An 18,717-nucleotide genomic window follows, 5' to 3' on the forward strand; every position below is an offset into this window, starting at 1 on the left:
ATAGGGGACCACCGAGGGGTTGGGTAGCCCCCGAAACCGGCCACCGGATTTAGCGAGGCATGTGTTGCCGCTGGGTTGCTTGCAGCCTGTCCGCCATCTCTGACAGCGGCGCATCAAGGAACTGCTGGTAGGTCATCCGCAGGCTTGGAACCGGCTGACCGGCGATCCGCGCGCGCCAAGTCTCAAGGAACAAGGGCGCGAAATCGAACCGTCCGCGCAGGATGCGCTCGCGCTCGGCCTCCATCCGGTCCGGCGTCAGCTCGGACCAGTCGGTCAGCCGCACGACGGGCAGATCGGTGAACAGATCGCGGATCGGCAGATCCTCGACCACGGGAACCGAGCCAAGGATCAGCGCCTCCCATGTGCGGTGGCAGTCCATGCCACGGCCGCGCGGCGACAGGGTGAAGAAATGCTCGGTCGTGGCCCGCCACGTCTCGGCCCGTGGCAGCGGCGTCGTCTGCCAGTGAAGCGTGGCGGGATCCAGCCGCGCCTTCATCGCTTCGCGGGCGCTGTTGCCGGTGACGAACTGCCAGTTGGAATAGCCCGTCAGCGCGCGCTGCGCCAACGGACGCCCGGCCAGACGGATGGCGTCCAGCTCGGCCTCCTGCACCGACGGCGTCGCGGGCGGACCCCAGCCGGGTTTCCGGCCGACCGACAGGGTGTGATAGTCCAGCCCCAGCGGCACCACCGACATCCGGGCATGGTCCATCGCAAGGTTCTGGGCGTGCCAGTGGCGAAAGCCGGGGTGATACAGCACCGCCTCCAGCACCTCTTTGCGGATCTGGCCGGGCCGGATGTCCGCGACGCTGTTGCCCGTGACAAGGGTAAAGGCCCCCGTGACGCGCGGCAGAACGCGGGCTGCGAACCGCTCCAGCAATTCGGGCTGCAGATAGATCGCATCGCCCGGCCGATGCCGGCTGAGAATATCGCGCGGCAACACCGGCATCCGCCCCGGACGCGGCACGCCCCGCGCCGCGATCCCCTTCAGCAGGCCGAAGTTCGACACGAACCGGCACGCTGTCTCGTCGCCGCTGTAGGTACCGTTGAAACTTGCCCCGGTCATTGCGCGGACGCCACCAGCATCGCCGCCACCTCGCGGCGGTGCGGCCGCGCGCGGTGCTCGACCAGATAGATCCCCTGCCACGTGCCCAGCACCATGCGCCCGTCGATCACCGGGATCTGCAGGCTGACCGGCAGCACCGACGCCTTCAGATGCGCCGGCATGTCGTCGGGACCTTCGAACACGTGGGTCAGGTAGGACATCGACGGATCGTCCGCGTCAGGGATCAGCCGCTGCAACCACGCCAGCAGGTCGGTCTGCACATCGGGGTCGGCGTTCTCCTGCACCAGCAGCGAACAACTGGTGTGGCGCACGAACAGCGTCAGCACGCCGGTCGGCGCGCCGCCCTCGGTCAGCCAGCCCGCGATCTCGCGGGTGAACTCGTACAGGCCCGCCCCGCGGGTCTCGATCCGGAAACTACTGTGCACGCACCCAATCCTTCCAACGGGCGGATCATCGGGCCGTTCGTCCGGCTTTGCAACGGGCGGCGCGCGTGACGTTGGTGCCGGGACGATCCGCTTTCCTCGCGCCGCCCGCGCCTTACCTGTGCCGTTCCAACCTTCTTCTGTCCGGAAATATCCCGGGGGGAGGCCGAAGGCCGGGGGGCAGAGCCCCCTGCCACGTCAGACACAGGAGCAGCGACATGACAGCGAAGACCCTTTTCATCACCGGCGCCTCCAGCGGGATCGGCGCTGAAACCGCGCGCGCGGCCGTGGCGGCGGGCTGGAACGTCGGGCTGTTCGCCCGATCCAAGGACAAGATCACCGCGCTGGCCGACGAACTGGGCGACGCCGCACTTCCGCTGGCCGGAGACGCCTCGGACCTCGGCGCGCAAGAGGCCGCGCTGTCGCAACTGGCGCAGCACTACGGCTCGGTCGACGCGGCGTTCGCCAATGCGGGCACCGGGCTGGACACGCCGGGCATCCTCGAAGGAGACCCGGCAGAGTGGCAGGCGATGATCGACCTCAACTGCATGGGCGTCCTTTACACCGCCCGCGCCGCCTATCCGCATCTGAAGGACAGCAAGGGGCACCTGCTGATGACCGGCTCTGCCGCCGGACGCAGCCATATCGCCGGGTCGATCTATGGCGCGACCAAATGGTTCGTCCACGGGCTGGCCGGCAACCTTGCCGAGGACATGCGCGGCTGGGGCGGTCGGTGCACCGTGATCGCGCCCGGCATGGTCGATACGCCGTTCTTCTCGGAACCGAAGTCGGACAAGCTTCACCCGTCGGATATCGCGGACGCGGTGATCCACGCGCTGTCGGCGGACCCGCGCGCGACCGTGCGCGAGATCTTCGTGATGCCCAGCTACTAGGGCGCCAGCCGCCCTTGATCGCGGATCAGCGGCGGCGGCGGAACGATGCCACGCGCGGCACAGGCCAGCGCGACCGGGTCAGCCAAGCTGACCGGGTCCGCCAAGCGCGTAGCCGCCCGGCAGGAAGCGCGCGCGCAGGGCGGTGTCCGGCACCATGCAACTGTCGTGACGCCCGAACAGGCGATAGCGGTTGCGCGCGATCACGTTGTAGACGGAGACTTTAAGCCACCCCGGCAGCCATGCCGCGACGCCCAGCACCGGCCAAGGCGCAGGCAGCGCCCGCATCGCCGCGGCGAAAGCGTCGACCTTGCGGTAGATCCGGCCGTCCACGATCACAAGGTTCGTCTCGAAGAAATCGGTCGGCAGACCCAGCGCCGCGTACAGCGCCTGCCCCAGGTCAGACTGGGCCGTCGCGTAGCGGAACCGCCCTGCCCGGTCGCGTTTCAGCATGAAGCGGAAAAACCCGGAACAAAGGACGCATTCGCCGTCGAACACAATCGCGTCGCGCCCCTCGATCCGGGCACGCAAATCGGGGGGCAAATCGGCGACGGGGGTCATCGCCGCGCGGTCAGGTGAAAATCCGGTCGCCCTGCTCGTCGATCATCTGCCGCGCCTTGGCGGCGGACACGTCACGGGCCGTCTGCTCGTCCTCGATGGTGTCGGCGCGGACCAGCTTGTGAACCTTGCCGTCCTTCTCGATCCGCGCGGCAACGCGCCAGCGCGGGCCTTCCGGGATGGGCTCGGGGTAGATTGCGAAACCGTTGTGATCTTCGGGCTGGGCCTGCGCCGCGGGGGCATTGCCGCCGCCGCCACCGAACAGGCGGGAAAGTAGGGACATCGGGAACTCCTGTTGCGGAACGAGTTTCGCACCGCGCGGTGGGCAGGGTCAAGCGATGGGGGGTGGGTGGGATGGGGTGGAACCCCATCCTACGGGCGGTTGCGCTGGCGGGGTGGCGGATGGGGTACAACCCCATCTTACGGGCCGACGCCGTTGTAGGATGGGGTTTCACCCCATCTACCCACACCTTGAAATCCGCCCACACCTCGAAATCTACCCACACCCCGAAACGAAAAACGCCCCCGTCTCCGGGGGCGATTTCCAAATTTCAGGGGCCGTTACTGGTCCAGGAACGACCGCAGCTTCCGCGACCGGCTGGGATGCTTGAGCTTCCGCAGCGCCTTCGCTTCGATCTGACGGATCCGTTCGCGGGTGACCGAGAACTGCTGGCCGACTTCTTCCAGCGTGTGGTCGGTGTTCATGCCGATGCCGAAGCGCATCCGCAGAACCCGTTCCTCGCGCGGGGTGAGCGAGGCGAGAACCCGCGTCGTGGTCTCTTTCAGGTTTTCCTGAATGGCCGAGTCCAGCGGCAGGATCGCGTTCTTGTCCTCGATGAAATCGCCAAGCTGGCTGTCTTCCTCGTCGCCGATCGGCGTTTCGAGAGAGATCGGTTCCTTGGCGATCTTCATCACCTTGCGAACCTTTTCCAGCGGCATCTGCAGCTTTTCCGCCAGTTCTTCCGGCGTCGGCTCGCGGCCGATCTCGTGCAGCATCTGGCGGCCTGTGCGGACCAGCTTGTTGATCGTCTCGATCATGTGCACCGGGATACGGATCGTGCGGGCCTGGTCCGCGATGGACCGGGTGATCGCCTGACGGATCCACCACGTTGCATAGGTCGAGAACTTGTAGCCCCGGCGATACTCGAACTTGTCGACGGCCTTCATCAGGCCGATGTTGCCTTCCTGAATAAGATCAAGGAATTGCAGGCCGCGGTTCGTGTACTTCTTGGCGATCGAGATCACCAGACGCAGGTTCGCCTCGACCATTTCCTTCTTGGCCTGACGCGCCTCTTTCTCGCCCTTCTGGACTTGCTGGACGATGCGGCGGAATTCGCTGATGTCGACGCCGACATACTGGCCGACCTGCGCCATGTCGGACCGCAGCTGGTCGACCTTGTCGGCAGAGCGTTCGATCAGCGCCTGCCAGCCACGGCCGGACTTCTCGCCCATCCGCTCAACCCAGGTCGGGTCCAGTTCGGACCCCTTGTATTCGTCGATGAACTCGCGCCGGTTGATGCGGGCCTGGTCGGCCAGCTTCACCATCGACGAGTCGATCGACATGATGCGCCGGTTGATGCCGTACAGCTGGTCGATCAGCGCCTCGATCCGGTTGTTATGCAGGTGCAGCTCGTTCACCAGCAGCACGATCTCGGACCGAAGCTGCTGATAGTCGCCTTCGGCCGTGGCGCTGAACGAGTCGTCTTCGTTCAGCGTGGCCGACATGCGAAGGTCCTGCATCTCGGACAGGCGGACGTAATCGTTGGCGATGCGATCCAGCGTCTCCAGCACGCGCGGCTTCAGCGCGGCCTCCATCGCGGCCAGCGACATGTTGGCCTGATCGTCCTCGTCATCGTCGTCGTCGGTGCGAAGCGGGTTGCCGTCGGCGTCCAGCTCTTGCTGGCCCTCTTCCTTCTTCTTCGCGGCCGGCGCTTCGGACACCGAAAGGTTGTCGACCACGGGTTCGTCGTCCTCGTCGCCCATCGACCGCCCGAAGGTGGTTTCAAGGTCGATGACGTCCCGCAGAAGAATGTCTTCGGACAGAAGTTCGTCGCGCCAGATGGTAATGGCCTGGAAGGTCAGCGGGCTTTCGCACAGCCCGGCGATCATCGTGTTGCGGCCCGCTTCGATCCGCTTGGCGATGGCGATTTCGCCCTCGCGGCTCAGCAGTTCGACCGAGCCCATCTCGCGCAAGTACATGCGCACCGGGTCGTCGGTACGGTCCAGCTTTTCCGTCTCGGACTGGGAAACCGTGACCTCGCGCGAGTTCGAGGTTTCAACGATGTCCGTCGATCCCTTGTTCTCTTCGTCTTCGGTCTCTTCGGCTTCGATGATGTTGATGCCCATTTCGGACAGCATCGACATCACGTCCTCGATCTGTTCGGACGAGACCTGGTCGGGCGGAAGAACCTGGTTGAGCTGATCGTAGGTGATGTAGCCCTTCTCACGCGCCTCGGCGATCATCTTTTTGACCGCGGCCTGGCTCATGTCCAGCATCACTTCCGGCTCTTGTTCGTCCTGCTTGCGGTCGTCCGTGTCTTTGGCGGCCATTGGCACTCCTTCCAAAAGCGGCAGCGTGATTCGCGCCATTTTACCGAATCACACAAGGCGAATCACTGATTCGCGCCAATTTATCCTGTTTCCTTTACCGATTCGTCACCGAATCGTCTCAGGTCGACTTTCGCCCGGGTTTTTTGAACTCGATCTTGGCAATCAGCGCGTCGAATGCGCTGCGTTCGTCACGGCTCATCTTCGCCCCCGTCGGCGCGGTGTCGTATTCCGTCGTGTCCTCTTGCGAACCGGTTTCCGCTCTTTGCTTAACTAGTGCGGCCTGGCTCAATCTCCACGTCAGGCCTTCATCGGCCAGCCGATCTATGTCCTGCATCGCTTCGCTGATTTCCCGCTCTGCGCCGCGACGCGCTTCCAGCTTCGCGAACTCCTCGGCGAGACAAAGCAAAGCTGTCTCGCTGTCATGTGGATGCCGCACCGCTGGAATGACGGCTATGTGGCTTTGCGAGAATAGCTTTTCAAGGGTGTCCGGGCCGGTTTCCTGCGCCACCAGCGCGCGAAGTTCGGACGGGTCGGCGTCCGCATGGCGCAGCAGTGCCATCTGCAGCCGCGCGTGGTCGGGATTGGCCGGATGCAGCCCCTCCAGCTCGCCCGCGATGTCGGGCAAAAGATGCGGATGGGTCAGCAGCACGGCAAAGATCACCGCCTCGCGAACCTGATCCTCGACAGCGGTGCCCTGTGCCACAAGGACCGAGGCGCGCAGGCCCGGCGTCGCGCCCGGCGTGAAATCGCGGCCAAAGCCCCGCCCGAACCCACGCTGACCGCCCTCGCCGAACCCACGGCGCGGCGCGTTCCGGTCGTTGGCCGGGCGGTCGGCCCCGCGCTTGCCGCGAAACAGTTCCCACCGCAGGCGGTTGATCTCGTCTCCGTAGTGCTTGCGCAGCGACGGGTCCGGGATCTTGCGGATCGACTCGCGCAGCGACTTGTCCAGCGCGGCCTTGCGTTCCGGGCTATCGAATACCTTGCCCTCGGTCTCGCGCTGCCACAGCAGGTTCACCAGCGGCTGCGCGGCGTCGACGATCTTCTGGATCGCCCCTGCCCCGTCGTCGCGGATCACGTCGTCCGGGTCCTTTCCCGCCGGCATGATCGCGAAGCGCAGCGACTTCCCGGCCTCAAGCTGCGGCAGCACCATGTCGATCAACCGCATCGCGGCGCGCAGGCCCGCCGTGTCACCGTCCAGCGCGATCACCGGCTCGGGCGAGATCCGCCACAGCAGCTGCAACTGGTCCTCGGTGATGGCGGTGCCCAGCGGTGCGACGGTGGCGCCGAACCCGGCCTCGGACAGGGCGATCACGTCCATGTAGCCCTCGGCCACCAGCAGCGGCGCGCCCTTGCCCGCCGCTTCGCGCGCGGGGCCGTGGTTGTACAGGCTGCGGCCCTTGTCGAACAGCTCGGTCTCGGGCGAATTCAGGTACTTGGCGTTGTCGGTCGGGTCCATCGCGCGGCCACCGAAGGCGATGGCCCGGCCCCGCGCATCGCGGATCGGGAACATGATCCGGTTGCGGAAGGTGTCATAGGGCCGCCCGCCATCGCGGTTCGACGGCTTCGCCAGCCCCGCCGACAGGATCAGGTCCTCGGGCACGTCCTTGCCCCGCAGGTGGTCCCACAGCCCCTGCCATCCCGGCGGAGCGAAACCGATGTTCCAGCGCGCCTGCGCCTCGGGCGACAGGCCGCGCCCGGCAAGATAGTCGCGCGCCTCGGCGGCGGCAGAGGTGTTCAATTGCAGACGGAAATGCTGAACCGCCTGTTCCATCACCTCGGCCAGTTGGGTGCGGCGGTCGGCCTTCTGCTGCGCCTGCGGGTCACGGGCGGGCATCTGCATCCCGACCTCACGCGCAAGGATCTCGACCGCTTCCATGAAGCCGACATTCTCTGTTTCGCGCACGAAGGTTACAGCGTCGCCCTTCGCGTGACAGCCGAAGCAGTAATAGAAGCCCTTGCGGTCATCGACGTGGAAGCTGGCGCTTTTTTCCTGATGGAACGGGCATGGCGCCCACATGTCGCCCTTGCCTTGGTTCGACTTGCGCGGGTCCCACATGACCTTGCGCCCGACGACCTGCGACAGCGAGGTTCGGGTGCGAAGCTCATCAAGGAAACCGGGGGGCAGACTCATGCCCCGAATATCCAACGAACCCCTCGGAGAGTCCATGTCCCGCAACGCCGGCGGGCGTCACGTCGCCTAGCCGGCGAGGCGCAGGCGCGGGGTGATATAGGCCTTGCCCATTCCGGCGCCGCATACGCCCATCGTCGTGTTCGAGGTGCCATCAATCTCGCCCCCGGCGACGATAGAGGCCCCTTCCCCGCCATCGCCCTGCGCCGCGAAATCGACGTCGCCCGCCGCGATGATCTTGCCGCCGTACATGGTCAGCTTCGACGCGGCGCGGAAGCCGCCAAGCGTCAGGATCTCGGCACCGCCACCTTCGGCGCAACCGTCGTCGCGCCCAAGCTGAAGACTGGCCGCCGCCGACACCGACCGGGTATCGGTGCTGCGCGTGGCGACGACGACATTCTCCAGCGTGACGTTCGATCCGAAGGTCACGTCGCAGTCGGTCACCAGAACGATGTCCGTCAGCGTGGTGTTCGACTTGATGCTGACCGTCCCGCCGCCGCTGCAGTTCGTGGTGTGGATGCGGCCGGGGGTGAAGTCCTTTTCGGTCAGGTTGCGGGTTTTCTTCAACTCCACCGGAATGACGTTCGTGATATAGTCGGGCGTGTACTCGGGGTCAGCGTCTTCCAGACCGTCGATGATCGTGCCCAGCTGATCCAGAAACGCCAGCGAGATCCGCTGTTCGCGCAGGGCTTCGATCAGGCCCCAGTTGCGGTCCATGTTCGGCACGTCCAGATCGTCGAGATCCGGCATCGACACGTTCACGCCGGGCTCGAACGTGTTGTTATTGTTAAAGTGAACGTAAGAATTCGAGTGGACGCAGAAGCCTTCCTTGAAGGTGTTGTTCGACTGCATGTCGACCCGCCCCTGTGCGATGAACCCCTCGTTGGCGCAGGCGCTGCCCTCGATCGTGAAGACCGACATCGCGTTCACGTCCCAGTGGTCGATGCCGACGAAGTTCAGCAGGAAGGCCCGCGCGGCGTTGCTGCGTTCAGCCAGCTGCGCCGTGTTGATCAGCACCGCTTCCGACGACTCTTCGTCGGGCGTGAAGACACGGGCGGCGTTGTCCCAATATCCGAACTGCACATCCTCCGGCAGCAGCACATCGCCATAGGCCAACGGGCTAAGCGTACCTTCCGCGATGCGAACGGCTGCGGCGCGCGCGGTCTCGGCGTCGGCGGTCTGGCGGACAAACAGCGCGGCATGGGCGGCGCTGTCGGCGGCGACCTGAAGCTCGGTCCGGGTCTTGTAGGCAAAGCCCACATCGACGGCGAGCCCGCAGAACACGAGGCTGGCCAAAAAGATGTACAGTCCGAACAGCGTCATCGCCCCATCCTCGCGGCGACGGAAACCGTCGAGCCACGCAGGAAGCGACCGTGCAAAGCTTTGGAAACGTGGGAAAATCATGACGGACGCCTTCTGGTTCACAGGCGCCTGTTTCACGGTCAATCCCGTTCAATCTTGGATGGCAATGCGGTCAATTCTTGAAGCCGCGACAGTGCCCCGAACGTCCCGCTAAAGCGGCGCATCGCCGGTAAAACTTACTGTGTGAAGCACCTTGCCGCAAAAGATGCTGCGCCGATCCGCCTTTTCCCTGACACGATTGAAGGGGTGACAAGGCTGGCCCAAGCTGGCCGCCCAAGACGAAAACGGCCGCCCCGGTGTCAGGGCGGCCGCTTCGCGTTTTGGGGTCCTGGGAGCCGTCAGCCGGCCAGCCGGAACAGCGGGACCTCGAAGTTGTCTTCCATCCCGGCGCCGCAGAAGCCCATCTCGGCGTTCGACGTGCCGTCGATGTTGCCGCCGGACAGGATCGCCGCGCCCCAGATGCCGTTGGCATTGGCCTCGAACTCGATATCGCCAGCGGCCAAAAGCTGGCCACCGAACATCTTGAGTTCGGCCGCGAACTTCATGCCGCCCAGCGTCAGAAGCTGGGCACCGCCGCCCTCGGCGCAATTGTCATCGCGGCCCACCTGGATACCGTTTGCCGCGCTCATCGAGCGGACGTCGGTGCTTTTGGACGCGATGATCACGTTCTCCAGCACCACACCCGACCCAAAGGTCACGTCGCACGACGTCACCAGCACCACGTCCTGCAACAGAACGTTGTTCTTGATCTTGAACGTGCCGTTCGTGCACGCCGTGGTGTGGATCCGGCCCGGCGTGAAGTCGGCGGCCTCGACGTTCTGCGAGGTCTGGATCTCGATCGGGATCGTGTTGGTGATGTAGTCGGGGACGTACAGCGGGTCGCCGCTTTCGAGACCGGCAATGATGTCGAGGATCCGGTTCAGGATGCGGTTCTCGAAGTGCTTTTCACGCAGCGCCTCGGCAAGGCCGGGGTTCTTGTCGATGTTGGGCACGTCAAGATCGTCCAGATCCGGCATCGACACGATGACGCCGGGCTCGAACGTGTTGTTGTTGTTGAAGTGCACGTAAGAGTTCGAGTGGATGCAGAAGCCTTCCTTGAAGTGGTTGTTCGACTGAAGGTCGACTTCCAGTTCAGCGGTAAAGCCTTCGCGCTGACAGGCGGGCACGTAGGTCTCGAACACCGCCATCGCGTTGACGTCCCAGTGGTCGATGCCGACGAAGTTCAGCAGGAACGATCGCGCCGCGTTGGTCCGCTCTGCGATCTGCGCCGTGTTGATCAGCACCGCCTCGCGCGAGGTGTCGTCGATCTCGAAGGTCTGCGTCTCGCGGTTCCAGCTGCCGAACTGCACATCGGTCGGCAAAAGCACGTCGCCATAGACCAACGGGTTCAACGCGGCCTCGGCGATCGCGACGGCGGCGGCGCGGGCCTCTTCGGCATCGCCGTCCTGCCGGATGTACAACGCCGCGTGGGCCGCAGAGTCGGCGGCCACCTGAAGTTCGGTTCGGGTTTTGTAGGCAAAGCCGACGTCGACGGCGAGACCGCCGAAGATAAGCCCGCACATGAAAAGCTGCAGACCGAAGATCGTCATCGCTCCGGTTTCGTCGTCCTGGAAAGTTCTGAAATTATTCAAGGAAATGGCCATGTGCTTTCTCCTACAACTCGTAATAATGCTCTGCGGTCATCACCAGGTCGAAACCCTTGAGGCCGCCGAACCAGCCGATGACGTCAAGGTCTCCGGCAGGCACCGACACTTCGGTGTGGATGACGCCATCGCGTAGACTCGTCGCGACCCGTGCGCTTTCGCTAAGACCCGCAAGCCGGTTGGCGATGAAGGTCTCGGTATCGCTGGTGCTGTCGAGATAGCCCGTCGACATCGCGCGGTTTCCGTCCTGGATGACGCGGGTCACGTAGGTTTGGTTGTGGAAAATCATGGATGCGTCCACCACGAGGGTGAACATCGCAATAAAGAATGGAAACCACAGCACGGCCTCGACAGTCGCGCTGCCGTCTTCCCGTTTCAGAAATCGCCTGGCTCGTTCGTACATTCGCTTGGCACTCCGGGCTGAAACAACATTGCCCCCCAGAGCGAATTAACCAGAAGCTTCCGGTGCTTTGTGGTCCGGAAATGGTCGGAAACAAGACAACGACATATAGCGGGCGTCCGATTGCGGCAGCGCCGTTCCCTCGCGGAATACGTAAATTCAACTGCTTAACGCCGTTATTGTCTTTGAACCGCCCCATTGGCGGGAACAGCGCGCCCGCTTCTTGCCACGTTTCCGCCCAAAGTCCTGACTTTCTGGCATCCGTTGGCCACCGGACACATTCAACTTTTAGAATCGCGTCTCCGGCAGATCGGACGGGCGGAACGGCCCGGCAGGCGACGGCGCGGACGCCGGTGACGTCCGCGCCCGGGGGCCGCTGTTACAGCCCCTTTTCCTTGTAGCTCAGCGCGACCCGCTGGATCGACACGATGTAGGCCGCCGTGCGCAGGTCCGCGACGTCGTCGCGGGTGTGCCACGTCTCGGACATCGACTGGTAGGCGGTGCGCATGGTGTCATCCAGCCCCGAGCGGACCAGCTCCAGCTCGTCGGCGCCCCGCAGGTACTTCTTCTTGAAGTCGGGGCTCATGGACCACGCGTCGCCCAGATGGCTGTCCAGCCGCATCAGTTCGTCCACGATCAGCTGGTGCCGCGCCTCTTCCTGCCGCCGTCCCATGCGGCCAAAGCGGATGTGGGACAGGTTCTTGACCCACTCGAAATAGGACACCGTCACGCCGCCCGCGTTGGCATACATGTCGGGGATGATCACGCAGCCCTTCTCGCGCAGGACCTCGTCGGCGCCTGCGGTGACGGGACCGTTGGCCGCCTCGATGATCAGCGGCGCGCGGATGCGGTCGGCGTTGCCAAGGTTGATCACCCCTTCCATCGCCGCCGGGATCAGGATGTCGCACTCTTCTTCCATAACGGCGGCGCCGTCCTCGACATACTGGGCGTTATAATAGCCCTTCACGCCGCCATGCTTGAGGATCCACGCGCGGACGTCGTCCACGTCGATGCCGTTCTCGGACACCAGCGCGCCGTCGCGTTCGATGATGCCGGTGATCTTCGCGCCGTCCTCGGACGACAGGAACTTGGCCGCGTGATAGCCCACGTTGCCCAGCCCCTGCACGATCACGCGCTTGCCCTCCAGCTTGCCCGACAGACCGGCCTTCACCATGTCCTCGGGGTGGCGGAAGAATTCTTGCAGGGCGTATTGCACGCCGCGTCCCGTCGCCTCGACCCGGCCCGCGATGCCGCCCGCATGGGTCGGCTTGCCGGTGACACAGGCGCTTGCGTTGATGTCGGTGGTGTTCATCCGCCGGTACTGGTCCGCGATCCACGCCATCTCGCGCTCGCCGGTGCCCATGTCGGGCGCGGGGACGTTCTGGCTGGGGTGGATCAGGTCGCGCTTGGCGAGTTCATAGGCGAAGCGGCGGGTGATCAGTTCCAGTTCGTGTTCTTCGTACTTGCGCGGGTCGATGCACAGCCCGCCCTTCGAGCCGCCGAACGGTGCTTCGACCAGCGCGCACTTGTAGGTCATCAGCGCCGCCAGCGCCTCGACCTCGTCCTGGTTCACGCCCAGCGAATAGCGGATGCCGCCCTTCACAGGTTCCATGTGTTCGGAGTGAACCGAACGGTAGCCCGTGAACGTGTGGATCTGGCCGCGAAGACGCACGCCGAACCGCACGGTATAGGTCGCGTTGCAGACCCGGATCTTCTCTTCCAGCCCCGGCGGCAGATCCATCAGCGCCACCGCCCGATTGAACATCAGGTCGACGGACTGGCGGAAGCTCGGTTCTCGGGTTGCATGGGTATTCATCAGGGCCTCCAGACTGTCGCGGCGCGGTGCCGCGAATTTGTGCAGATTGTCGCCCTGCCACGCTAACCTGATTCGTGTGTCCAAGCCGCGAAGAGTTTTCGCCCCCATCCCGCGCCCCCAAATCCGCGTTAATTCACACGCTCACGACCGAGTCGCAGGGGCCGATTAACCTAAGGGAATTTGTTTCCCTCTCTACCGGGAATTGCACCGTGGGACGAAACACTATCCCGGTCCCAACGACATTGAGCGGAAAACCATATTCTTGCCACAAATCCCGCGCACGGCGGCCCGGTTGAGGGTGCAAATAACGTTTTAATTAAAGGTCGCCCGGGACAGGGATCCCGGAGGCAAGCCACCATTTCGGCTGCCAGGAGTGGATAAGATGCGTCGACGCTGCATGCTGCAAGACCCGTCCTACATCCGGCATTCCTGCCGGGTTTCCGATCGCCGGACGGCGGGCCACGAACCGGACAACGAACCGATGCGCACCCGTGCGTACCGGCTTGCCCGCGGGTTCCGCCGGGACGAAGACGGGTCGCTGATCATCTTCGGACTGATGATGATGATCGTCATGCTGTTCATGGCGGGTATCCCGCTGGACATCGAACGCTTTGAGACCGCCCGCACCAAGCTTCAGAACACCGCCGACGGCGCCGCGCTGGCCGCCGCTTCGCTGACGCAGGAAGTCGACGCCGAAGTCCTTGTGCACGACTACTTCGCCAAGGCCGGTGTGGCCGGCTTCGTCGACGACGTCCGCGTGACAGAGGCGATCAACTACAAACACGTCGAGATCGACGCCGACATCAACGTGCCGACCCACTTCTTCAACATGGTGGGCGTCACCAACCTTGGCACGCTGGTCGACTCGGTGGCCGAGGAATCCATCGGCGACGTCGAAATCTCTTTGGTGCTTGACGTGTCCGGCTCGATGGGCAGCAACGGCAAGCTCGGCAACCTGAAGAACGCCGCCGAGGACTTCATCGACGCGATCTACGACGGCGCGCAGGAAAGCTCGATCTCGACGTCGGTGATCCCGTATTCGACGCAGGTCTCTGCCGGGCCCGACATCCTGAAGTACCTCACCCGCGCCCCCGTCAGCCATGAGGATTCGCATTGCCTGAACTTCTCGAGCAGCGACTTCACCACCGCCTCGATCTCGACGACCGCAGATGTTGAACAGACGCTGCACTTCGACCCGTGGACCAATGAATACAGCGGTTGGCGCGCGAACTATAACCTGCCCCAGGTCGTCTGCCCCGCTGGCGAGGACAAGGAATGGACGAATATCCTGCCCTACTCGAACTCGCCGGTCGCTCTCGAAAATTACGTGAACGCCTTCGACGACACCAACCTGACCTCGATCGAGATCGGCGTGAAGTGGGGCACCGCGATGCTGGACCCGTCGTTCCGCCCTGTCGTGACCGGCCTGATCGCCGACGGCATCGTTTCGGCCGACTTCGCCGGGCGCCCGCTGGACTATGATACAGCCGACGGGCTGAAGGTGATGGTGGTCATGACCGACGGCCAGAACACCCAGCATTACGAGATGGAAGACCCGTATCGCGCTGGCGATAGCATCGTCTACGTGTGGTACGACGAGGACGATCGCCCCTACTACTCGATCTGGGGCGGCGAAGGCACCCCGATCCCGGAAGAGCAGTACGAAGAGCAGGAAACGACCGAGTGCGTAAGCTACGGTTGGTACTATCACAACGGGCGCTACTACTATTACTGCCAGGAAGAACAGACCTCGACCGAGACGGTCCTGATCGAGAACTGGTATCTTGTGAACCGCTATTCCTACGACGTAAGCACCGGCTGGCGCGGCACGCCTTACACCGGAGATCCGGAAGAAGAAGCCTGGATCATGACGTGGGACGAGCTGTGGGCCGAGGTTCCGGTCGAATACTTCGCCGACGAATACCTGCGCAGCATGGGCAGCATGATGGACGGCTTCCGCAGCGGGGTCAAAAACGCGCGGAACTACGTCTATTCGAACACCAAGGACAGCCGCACCCGCAGCATCTGCACCGCCGCGAAGGCGGAAGGCATCTACGTCTATACCATCGGCTTCGAAGCGCCGTACAACTCGCGCATCCTGCTGCAGGACTGCGCCACCACGCCGTCACACTACTTCAACGTCAGCGGCACCCAGATTTCCGCCGCCTTCTCGGCCATCGCCGCCGACATCAACCGCCTGAGGCTGATCCAGTGAGACGCCGCCTGACCCAACACCTGCGCCGCTTCCGGCGCAGCGAGGACGGTGCGGCGATGACGATCGAATTCCTCATTCTGTTCCCGCTGTTCATCGCGATCCTTGTCGCCACCTTCGAGGTCGGCATGGTAAACGCGCGCCACGCGCTGCTGGAACGGGGCGTCGACCTTGCGGTCCGCGACCTGCGCCTTGGCCGCGATCCGACTCCGACCTACGAGGAACTGCGCTGGGCGATCTGCCAGTATTCCGGCGTGATCGGCGACTGCGACGCGTCGCTGTTCGTGGAACTTGAACGGGTCAGCACCGCCGATTTTGACTTCCGCACCGGCCTGATCGCCTGCACCGACCAGTCGGAAGAGATCGACCTTGTCGAAGGGTTTAACCCTGGCACGCTGAACGACCTGATGGTCATCACCGTTTGCGGCAAATTCCCCGTGATGCGCCCGCTCAGCTTCATCGGCCGCTACCTGCCAAAGCTGGGGGACGACCTGCACTATCGGCTGGTCGCGATGTCGGCCTTCGTGAACGAGCCCTGACATGAAGCGCCTACACACACACCTCCGCCGATTCCGGCGTTCCGAGCGCGGCACGTTCTCGGTCGAGACGGTCTTGATCGTGCCGCTGCTGCTGTTCTGCTTTGCCGGGCTGTTCACCTTCTTCGATGCGTTCCGGATGCAGAACGTCAACGTCCGCGCGTCCTACACCGTGTCGGACCTGATCTCGCGCGAGGACAACCTGCTGACGACCGATTACGTCACGGGCATGAACCAGCTTCTGTCGCTGCTGACCCAGTCGAAGCACCCGACGATCATCCGCGTGACGGCGGTCACCTACGACGAAGACGCCGACGAATTGTCTGTCGTCTGGTCGGCGGTCGACGGCGGGACCGAGGGGATCATCCTGCCGCTGGTCGACGGCACCCTGGACGAGATCGAGGACCAGATCCCGATCATGGCCCACGGCGCGTTCAACATCGTCGTCGAAAGCTGGGCCGCATTCGAACCCGTGATGACATGGGGTCTTGGCGCGTTCTACTTCGAGAACACCGTGGTCACCCGGCCCCGTTTCGCACCGAACCTGTGTTTCGAAGACGGCGAACTGACGCAGAACTCGCCCTGCCTGAACGCGCTGTAGCGGGCGCGTTCCGCACGCCCCCGATCACGCCCCCGGCCCTGCCGCTCAGGTCTTGTCGCTGTCCTTGGGGTCGTCCTTCGCGTCGTCCGCGGCATCTTCCAGACCGAACCCCAAAGGATCGCCGCCGCGCAGGCGCAGGGCGATCATGTCGGCCATGAACTTGGCCTGCCCCGCCGGTGTCACGCCGCCGATGCCCAGCTTGCGCCCCATGCGCCACCACAGGCCCGGCTGCCACGCGCGGTGGCCGGGTTTCTTGAGATGGACCAGAAAACCGTTCGACGGCTTGAACGCGAACGCACCGCGTTCGACGCGGTCGATCTCGTCCATGCGGGCCAGCACCCGGCCCGTGCCGTCGCGCAGCCCCTCGTCCGTCAGTTCGACATAGGTTTCGGTCGCCCGGCGGATGCGGTCGCCCATCACCACAGAGCCAAGGCCCAGCGCCACAAGGAAGGCCTGAAGGAACAGGTTCGCGGGCGGCGTGCTAAAGGCGAGGTACAAAAGCAACCCGCCCAGCGCCACCAGCAACGCCACCGCAAGCCAGCGCCGCGCCGGCGAAGGCGCGACGACCGCAATCACGTCATCGGTCATGAGGGCTTCCTTTCGCCGCTCAGCTCAGCTTGGACAGCTTGGCCTGCAGCTCGGCCAGCTGCTTCTTGATGTCGTCCAGATCCTCCGACGACCGCTCGGACGAGTCGGGCATCTTGCCCGTGCCCGGAGCGCCAGACCAACCGCCGGTCATCGCCTTCATGAAGGCATCCTGCTGCGCCTGCATCGCCTCGAAGCCCGGCATCTTCGCCATCGGGTTGGTGAAGTTCTCGAACATCTTCGACTGGCCGTCGCGCAGCATCTCGAAGGACATCTGCAGGAACTGAGGCACCACCGACTGCACGCCCGTCGTATAGCTGCGGACAAGGTCCGTCAGCACGTTGATCGGCAACACGCTTTCGCCGTGGCTTTCATGGTCGGCAATGATCTGAAGAAGGTATTGCCGCGTCAGGTCGTCGCCGGATTTCAGATCGATGATCTGCACCTCGCGGCCGTCCCTGATGAACTGGGAAATATCGTCGAGCGTGACGTAGTCGCTCGTTTCAGTGTTGTAGAGTCTGCGGCTTGCGTAGCGCTTGATCAGCAGCGGTGCATCGGTATCGGCCAACGCGGTCCCTCCCCGGGTATTTGGCGGTGCAGAAAAAAGAGTAGGCCCTTGCGGGACAAAATAAAAGGGCGGGCTTTAAGCCCGCCCAGTCCGGCGTTCCGGCAGGGAGGTATCCGGCGACGCCCCGAATTGTAGTGCTGCGCCTTACTTGGCGGCAGCGGTCGCCTTCTTCGCGGCTGCGGTCACCTCGGCGGTGGCCTTCTTGACAGCGGCGGACGCGTCCTCGGACATGTCCTTGCCAGCGGCCAGCAGCAGCTCGACGGTTTCCATCTGGACCTTCTTCGCGACTTCGGCGAAGGCGGCCATCGTTTCGGCGGACATCTCGGCCTGAGCCGACGCGAAGTCGGTCATCGCTTTGGTGTAGTCAGCCGGGTCGTCCTTGACGGTCGTCATCGAGGAGATCTTCGACAGGGTGTCTTTCGTCCACTTGGTCGAGATCTCGGTCGACTTGTCGGCCGCTTCCAGCGCAACCTTGGACAGCTTGTCCGACAGGGTGGCTTGGGTTTTGAAGGCGTCCTGCATCGCGGTCATGTCGACCGGGAAGGCGCCCATCATGTCTTGCATCATCTTGGTGTAGTCGGCGTTCTTCGCAGCCATATCATTTCTCCTTCGGTGGATCGTGCCCGATCCGGAATTCTGCATCTGCACAAGGAATATGCTTTCTGCGGCGCGGCATTTCAAGGGATTTTTCTGCAGTGCAGCAAAAATTTTTTATGATTATATGTCAGGAGCTTAACCCAGGAACCGCCCCGAAACCTTGGAATTTTGGCACGATTTAAGGCCGCGCGTGATTCCCTAAGGTAAGCAAAACCGGAAATTGAAAAGGGCGGACCAAGGCCCGCCCTTCCAAACTCGTTACAACACCTTTCGTCACACCCGGTCCCTCAACCGGGCGTCCCGGCTCACTTGGAACCGGGCCCCTTCATTCCCATCATGTCGGCGGCTTTCTGGACCGCCTCGGCGGCCTCTTCGCCCATCGACGAACTGGCTTCCATCAGGATCGAAATCGTCTGTTCCTGCAGCGCCTGGGCGATCTGCGCGAACTGGTTCAGGTTCTCTTGCGCCAGCGCGCCCTGCGAGGATGCGAAGTCGGTCATCGCCTTGGCGTAATCGCTGGGATCGTCCTTCACCGAGGTGACATCGCCCATGTTCGCGATCGTCTGCTTGGTCCAGCTGCTGGACAGTTCGCTGGCCTTGCCCGCCGCTTCCAAAGCCGCCTGCGACAGCTTTTCGCCGACGACGGCAGACCCTTTGATGTGGTCCATCATCGCGCTCATGTCGACGTTCGCGAACGGGTCCGAGCCGGTTCCTTTGCCAGTTGTCGATTTCGCCATTCTAGCCTTCCCCCAATTGAATTGCAGGCCGATCACCTGCCGTTACGTC

At 63.7% G+C, this 18,717-nt stretch carries 18 protein-coding genes; 4 read left to right on the top strand and 14 right to left on the bottom strand.

Annotated features, from left to right (window positions below):
* Positions 1-49 precede the first annotated feature (49 nt).
* Entirely contained in the window at positions 50-1,063 is a 1,014-nt protein-coding gene (locus P1K30_RS21655; RefSeq protein WP_275634877.1) for a glycosyltransferase family 47 protein, read from the bottom strand.
* Positions 1,060-1,488, bottom strand: coding sequence for a secondary thiamine-phosphate synthase enzyme YjbQ (locus P1K30_RS21660; RefSeq protein ID WP_275634878.1), 429 nt, complete (start codon positions 1,486-1,488; stop codon positions 1,060-1,062). Before P1K30_RS21660 ends, P1K30_RS21655 begins: the two co-directional genes overlap by 4 nt.
* 215 nt (positions 1,489-1,703) lie before the next feature.
* On the opposite strand from P1K30_RS21660, the gene P1K30_RS21665 reads away from it, so the two are divergent.
* Complete coding sequence (locus tag P1K30_RS21665; RefSeq protein WP_275634879.1) at positions 1,704-2,378, top strand: SDR family oxidoreductase; 675 nt, start codon at positions 1,704-1,706, stop codon at positions 2,376-2,378.
* A 78-nt stretch (positions 2,379-2,456) separates the two neighbouring features.
* Here P1K30_RS21665 and P1K30_RS21670 read toward each other — a convergent pair whose 3' ends face one another.
* From P1K30_RS21670 to P1K30_RS21705, 8 genes are all read right to left on the bottom strand, one after another.
* Entirely contained in the window at positions 2,457-2,936 is a 480-nt protein-coding gene (locus P1K30_RS21670; protein ID WP_275634880.1) for a thiol-disulfide oxidoreductase DCC family protein, read from the bottom strand.
* Positions 2,937-2,946: 10 nt separating this feature from the next.
* A complete protein-coding gene (locus tag P1K30_RS21675) occupies positions 2,947-3,216 on the bottom strand; it encodes an HlyU family transcriptional regulator (protein ID WP_275634881.1) in 270 nt (89 codons plus the stop codon).
* A gap of 278 nt (positions 3,217-3,494) precedes the next feature.
* Positions 3,495-5,483 (bottom strand): RNA polymerase sigma factor RpoD, encoded by a 1,989-nt coding sequence (gene rpoD, locus P1K30_RS21680; protein ID WP_275634882.1) that lies wholly within the window; start codon positions 5,481-5,483, stop codon positions 3,495-3,497.
* Positions 5,484-5,601: 118 nt separating this feature from the next.
* Positions 5,602-7,614 (bottom strand): DNA primase, encoded by a 2,013-nt coding sequence (gene dnaG, locus P1K30_RS21685; protein WP_275634883.1) that lies wholly within the window; start codon positions 7,612-7,614, stop codon positions 5,602-5,604.
* Between the two features lie 66 nt (positions 7,615-7,680).
* Positions 7,681-9,015, bottom strand: coding sequence for a pilus assembly protein TadG-related protein (locus tag P1K30_RS21690; protein WP_275634884.1), 1,335 nt, complete (start codon positions 9,013-9,015; stop codon positions 7,681-7,683).
* 296 nt (positions 9,016-9,311) lie between these two features.
* Positions 9,312-10,616, bottom strand: coding sequence for a pilus assembly protein TadG-related protein (locus P1K30_RS21695; protein WP_275634885.1), 1,305 nt, complete (start codon positions 10,614-10,616; stop codon positions 9,312-9,314).
* 10 nt (positions 10,617-10,626) lie between these two features.
* A complete protein-coding gene (locus P1K30_RS21700) occupies positions 10,627-11,019 on the bottom strand; it encodes a TadE/TadG family type IV pilus assembly protein (RefSeq protein ID WP_275634886.1) in 393 nt (130 codons plus the stop codon).
* Positions 11,020-11,395: 376 nt separating this feature from the next.
* On the bottom strand, positions 11,396-12,832 hold the full coding sequence (locus tag P1K30_RS21705; protein ID WP_275634887.1) for a Glu/Leu/Phe/Val family dehydrogenase: 1,437 nt from the start codon (positions 12,830-12,832) through the stop codon (positions 11,396-11,398).
* 382 nt (positions 12,833-13,214) lie between these two features.
* Here P1K30_RS21705 and P1K30_RS21710 point away from each other — a divergent pair, with 382 nt between their 5' ends.
* The 3 genes from P1K30_RS21710 to P1K30_RS21720 are packed head-to-tail and all read left to right on the top strand — an operon-like array spanning position 13,215 to position 16,181.
* Positions 13,215-15,047, top strand: coding sequence for a pilus assembly protein TadG-related protein (locus tag P1K30_RS21710; protein WP_275634888.1), 1,833 nt, complete (start codon positions 13,215-13,217; stop codon positions 15,045-15,047).
* A 56-nt stretch (positions 15,048-15,103) separates the two neighbouring features.
* Positions 15,104-15,583 (top strand): TadE/TadG family type IV pilus assembly protein, encoded by a 480-nt coding sequence (locus P1K30_RS21715; protein WP_275634889.1) that lies wholly within the window; start codon positions 15,104-15,106, stop codon positions 15,581-15,583.
* A gap of 1 nt (position 15,584) precedes the next feature.
* Positions 15,585-16,181 (top strand): TadE/TadG family type IV pilus assembly protein, encoded by a 597-nt coding sequence (locus P1K30_RS21720; protein ID WP_275634890.1) that lies wholly within the window; start codon positions 15,585-15,587, stop codon positions 16,179-16,181.
* Positions 16,182-16,226: 45 nt separating this feature from the next.
* Here the strand turns inward: P1K30_RS21720 and P1K30_RS21725 are convergent, their stop codons facing one another.
* The 4 genes from P1K30_RS21725 to P1K30_RS21740 form a co-directional block, all read right to left on the bottom strand.
* Positions 16,227-16,769, bottom strand: a complete 543-nt coding sequence (locus tag P1K30_RS21725) for a hypothetical protein (protein WP_275634891.1) — start codon at positions 16,767-16,769, stop codon at positions 16,227-16,229.
* 19 nt (positions 16,770-16,788) lie between these two features.
* The gene (gene phaR / locus P1K30_RS21730; RefSeq protein ID WP_275634892.1) at positions 16,789-17,334 is read right to left on the bottom strand and encodes a polyhydroxyalkanoate synthesis repressor PhaR; all 546 of its coding nucleotides are present in this window, start codon (positions 17,332-17,334) and stop codon (positions 16,789-16,791) included.
* Positions 17,335-17,478: 144 nt separating this feature from the next.
* The gene (locus tag P1K30_RS21735; protein WP_275634893.1) at positions 17,479-17,931 is read right to left on the bottom strand and encodes a phasin, PhaP; all 453 of its coding nucleotides are present in this window, start codon (positions 17,929-17,931) and stop codon (positions 17,479-17,481) included.
* Between the two features lie 305 nt (positions 17,932-18,236).
* Complete coding sequence (locus P1K30_RS21740; RefSeq protein WP_275634894.1) at positions 18,237-18,668, bottom strand: Phasin; 432 nt, start codon at positions 18,666-18,668, stop codon at positions 18,237-18,239.
* Between the last annotated feature and the right edge of the window lie 49 nt (positions 18,669-18,717).

It is taken from the genome of Psychromarinibacter halotolerans (assembly GCF_029168315.1).
In the GTDB taxonomy this organism is placed as follows: domain Bacteria; phylum Pseudomonadota; class Alphaproteobacteria; order Rhodobacterales; family Rhodobacteraceae; genus Psychromarinibacter; species Psychromarinibacter halotolerans.

Bases quoted from the DNA above. Each gene is read 5' to 3' on its own strand.
- P1K30_RS21655 (WP_275634877.1), bottom strand. From the start codon at position 1,063: ATGACCGGGGCAAGTTTCAACGGTACCTACAGCGGCGACGAGACAGCG.
- P1K30_RS21665 (WP_275634879.1), top strand. From the start codon at position 1,704: ATGACAGCGAAGACCCTTTTCATCACCGGCGCCTCCAGCGGGATCGGC.
- P1K30_RS21670 (WP_275634880.1), bottom strand. From the start codon at position 2,936: ATGACCCCCGTCGCCGATTTGCCCCCCGATTTGCGTGCCCGGATCGAG.
- P1K30_RS21675 (WP_275634881.1), bottom strand. From the start codon at position 3,216: ATGTCCCTACTTTCCCGCCTGTTCGGTGGCGGCGGCGGCAATGCCCCC.
- rpoD (WP_275634882.1), bottom strand. From the start codon at position 5,483: ATGGCCGCCAAAGACACGGACGACCGCAAGCAGGACGAACAAGAGCCG.
- dnaG (WP_275634883.1), bottom strand. From the start codon at position 7,614: ATGAGTCTGCCCCCCGGTTTCCTTGATGAGCTTCGCACCCGAACCTCG.
- P1K30_RS21690 (WP_275634884.1), bottom strand. From the start codon at position 9,015: ATGATTTTCCCACGTTTCCAAAGCTTTGCACGGTCGCTTCCTGCGTGG.
- P1K30_RS21695 (WP_275634885.1), bottom strand. From the start codon at position 10,616: ATGGCCATTTCCTTGAATAATTTCAGAACTTTCCAGGACGACGAAACC.
- P1K30_RS21700 (WP_275634886.1), bottom strand. From the start codon at position 11,019: ATGTACGAACGAGCCAGGCGATTTCTGAAACGGGAAGACGGCAGCGCG.
- P1K30_RS21705 (WP_275634887.1), bottom strand. From the start codon at position 12,832: ATGAATACCCATGCAACCCGAGAACCGAGCTTCCGCCAGTCCGTCGAC.
- P1K30_RS21710 (WP_275634888.1), top strand. From the start codon at position 13,215: ATGCGTCGACGCTGCATGCTGCAAGACCCGTCCTACATCCGGCATTCC.
- P1K30_RS21715 (WP_275634889.1), top strand. From the start codon at position 15,104: ATGACGATCGAATTCCTCATTCTGTTCCCGCTGTTCATCGCGATCCTT.
- P1K30_RS21720 (WP_275634890.1), top strand. From the start codon at position 15,585: ATGAAGCGCCTACACACACACCTCCGCCGATTCCGGCGTTCCGAGCGC.
- P1K30_RS21725 (WP_275634891.1), bottom strand. From the start codon at position 16,769: ATGACCGATGACGTGATTGCGGTCGTCGCGCCTTCGCCGGCGCGGCGC.
- P1K30_RS21735 (WP_275634893.1), bottom strand. From the start codon at position 17,931: ATGGCTGCGAAGAACGCCGACTACACCAAGATGATGCAAGACATGATG.
- P1K30_RS21740 (WP_275634894.1), bottom strand. From the start codon at position 18,668: ATGGCGAAATCGACAACTGGCAAAGGAACCGGCTCGGACCCGTTCGCG.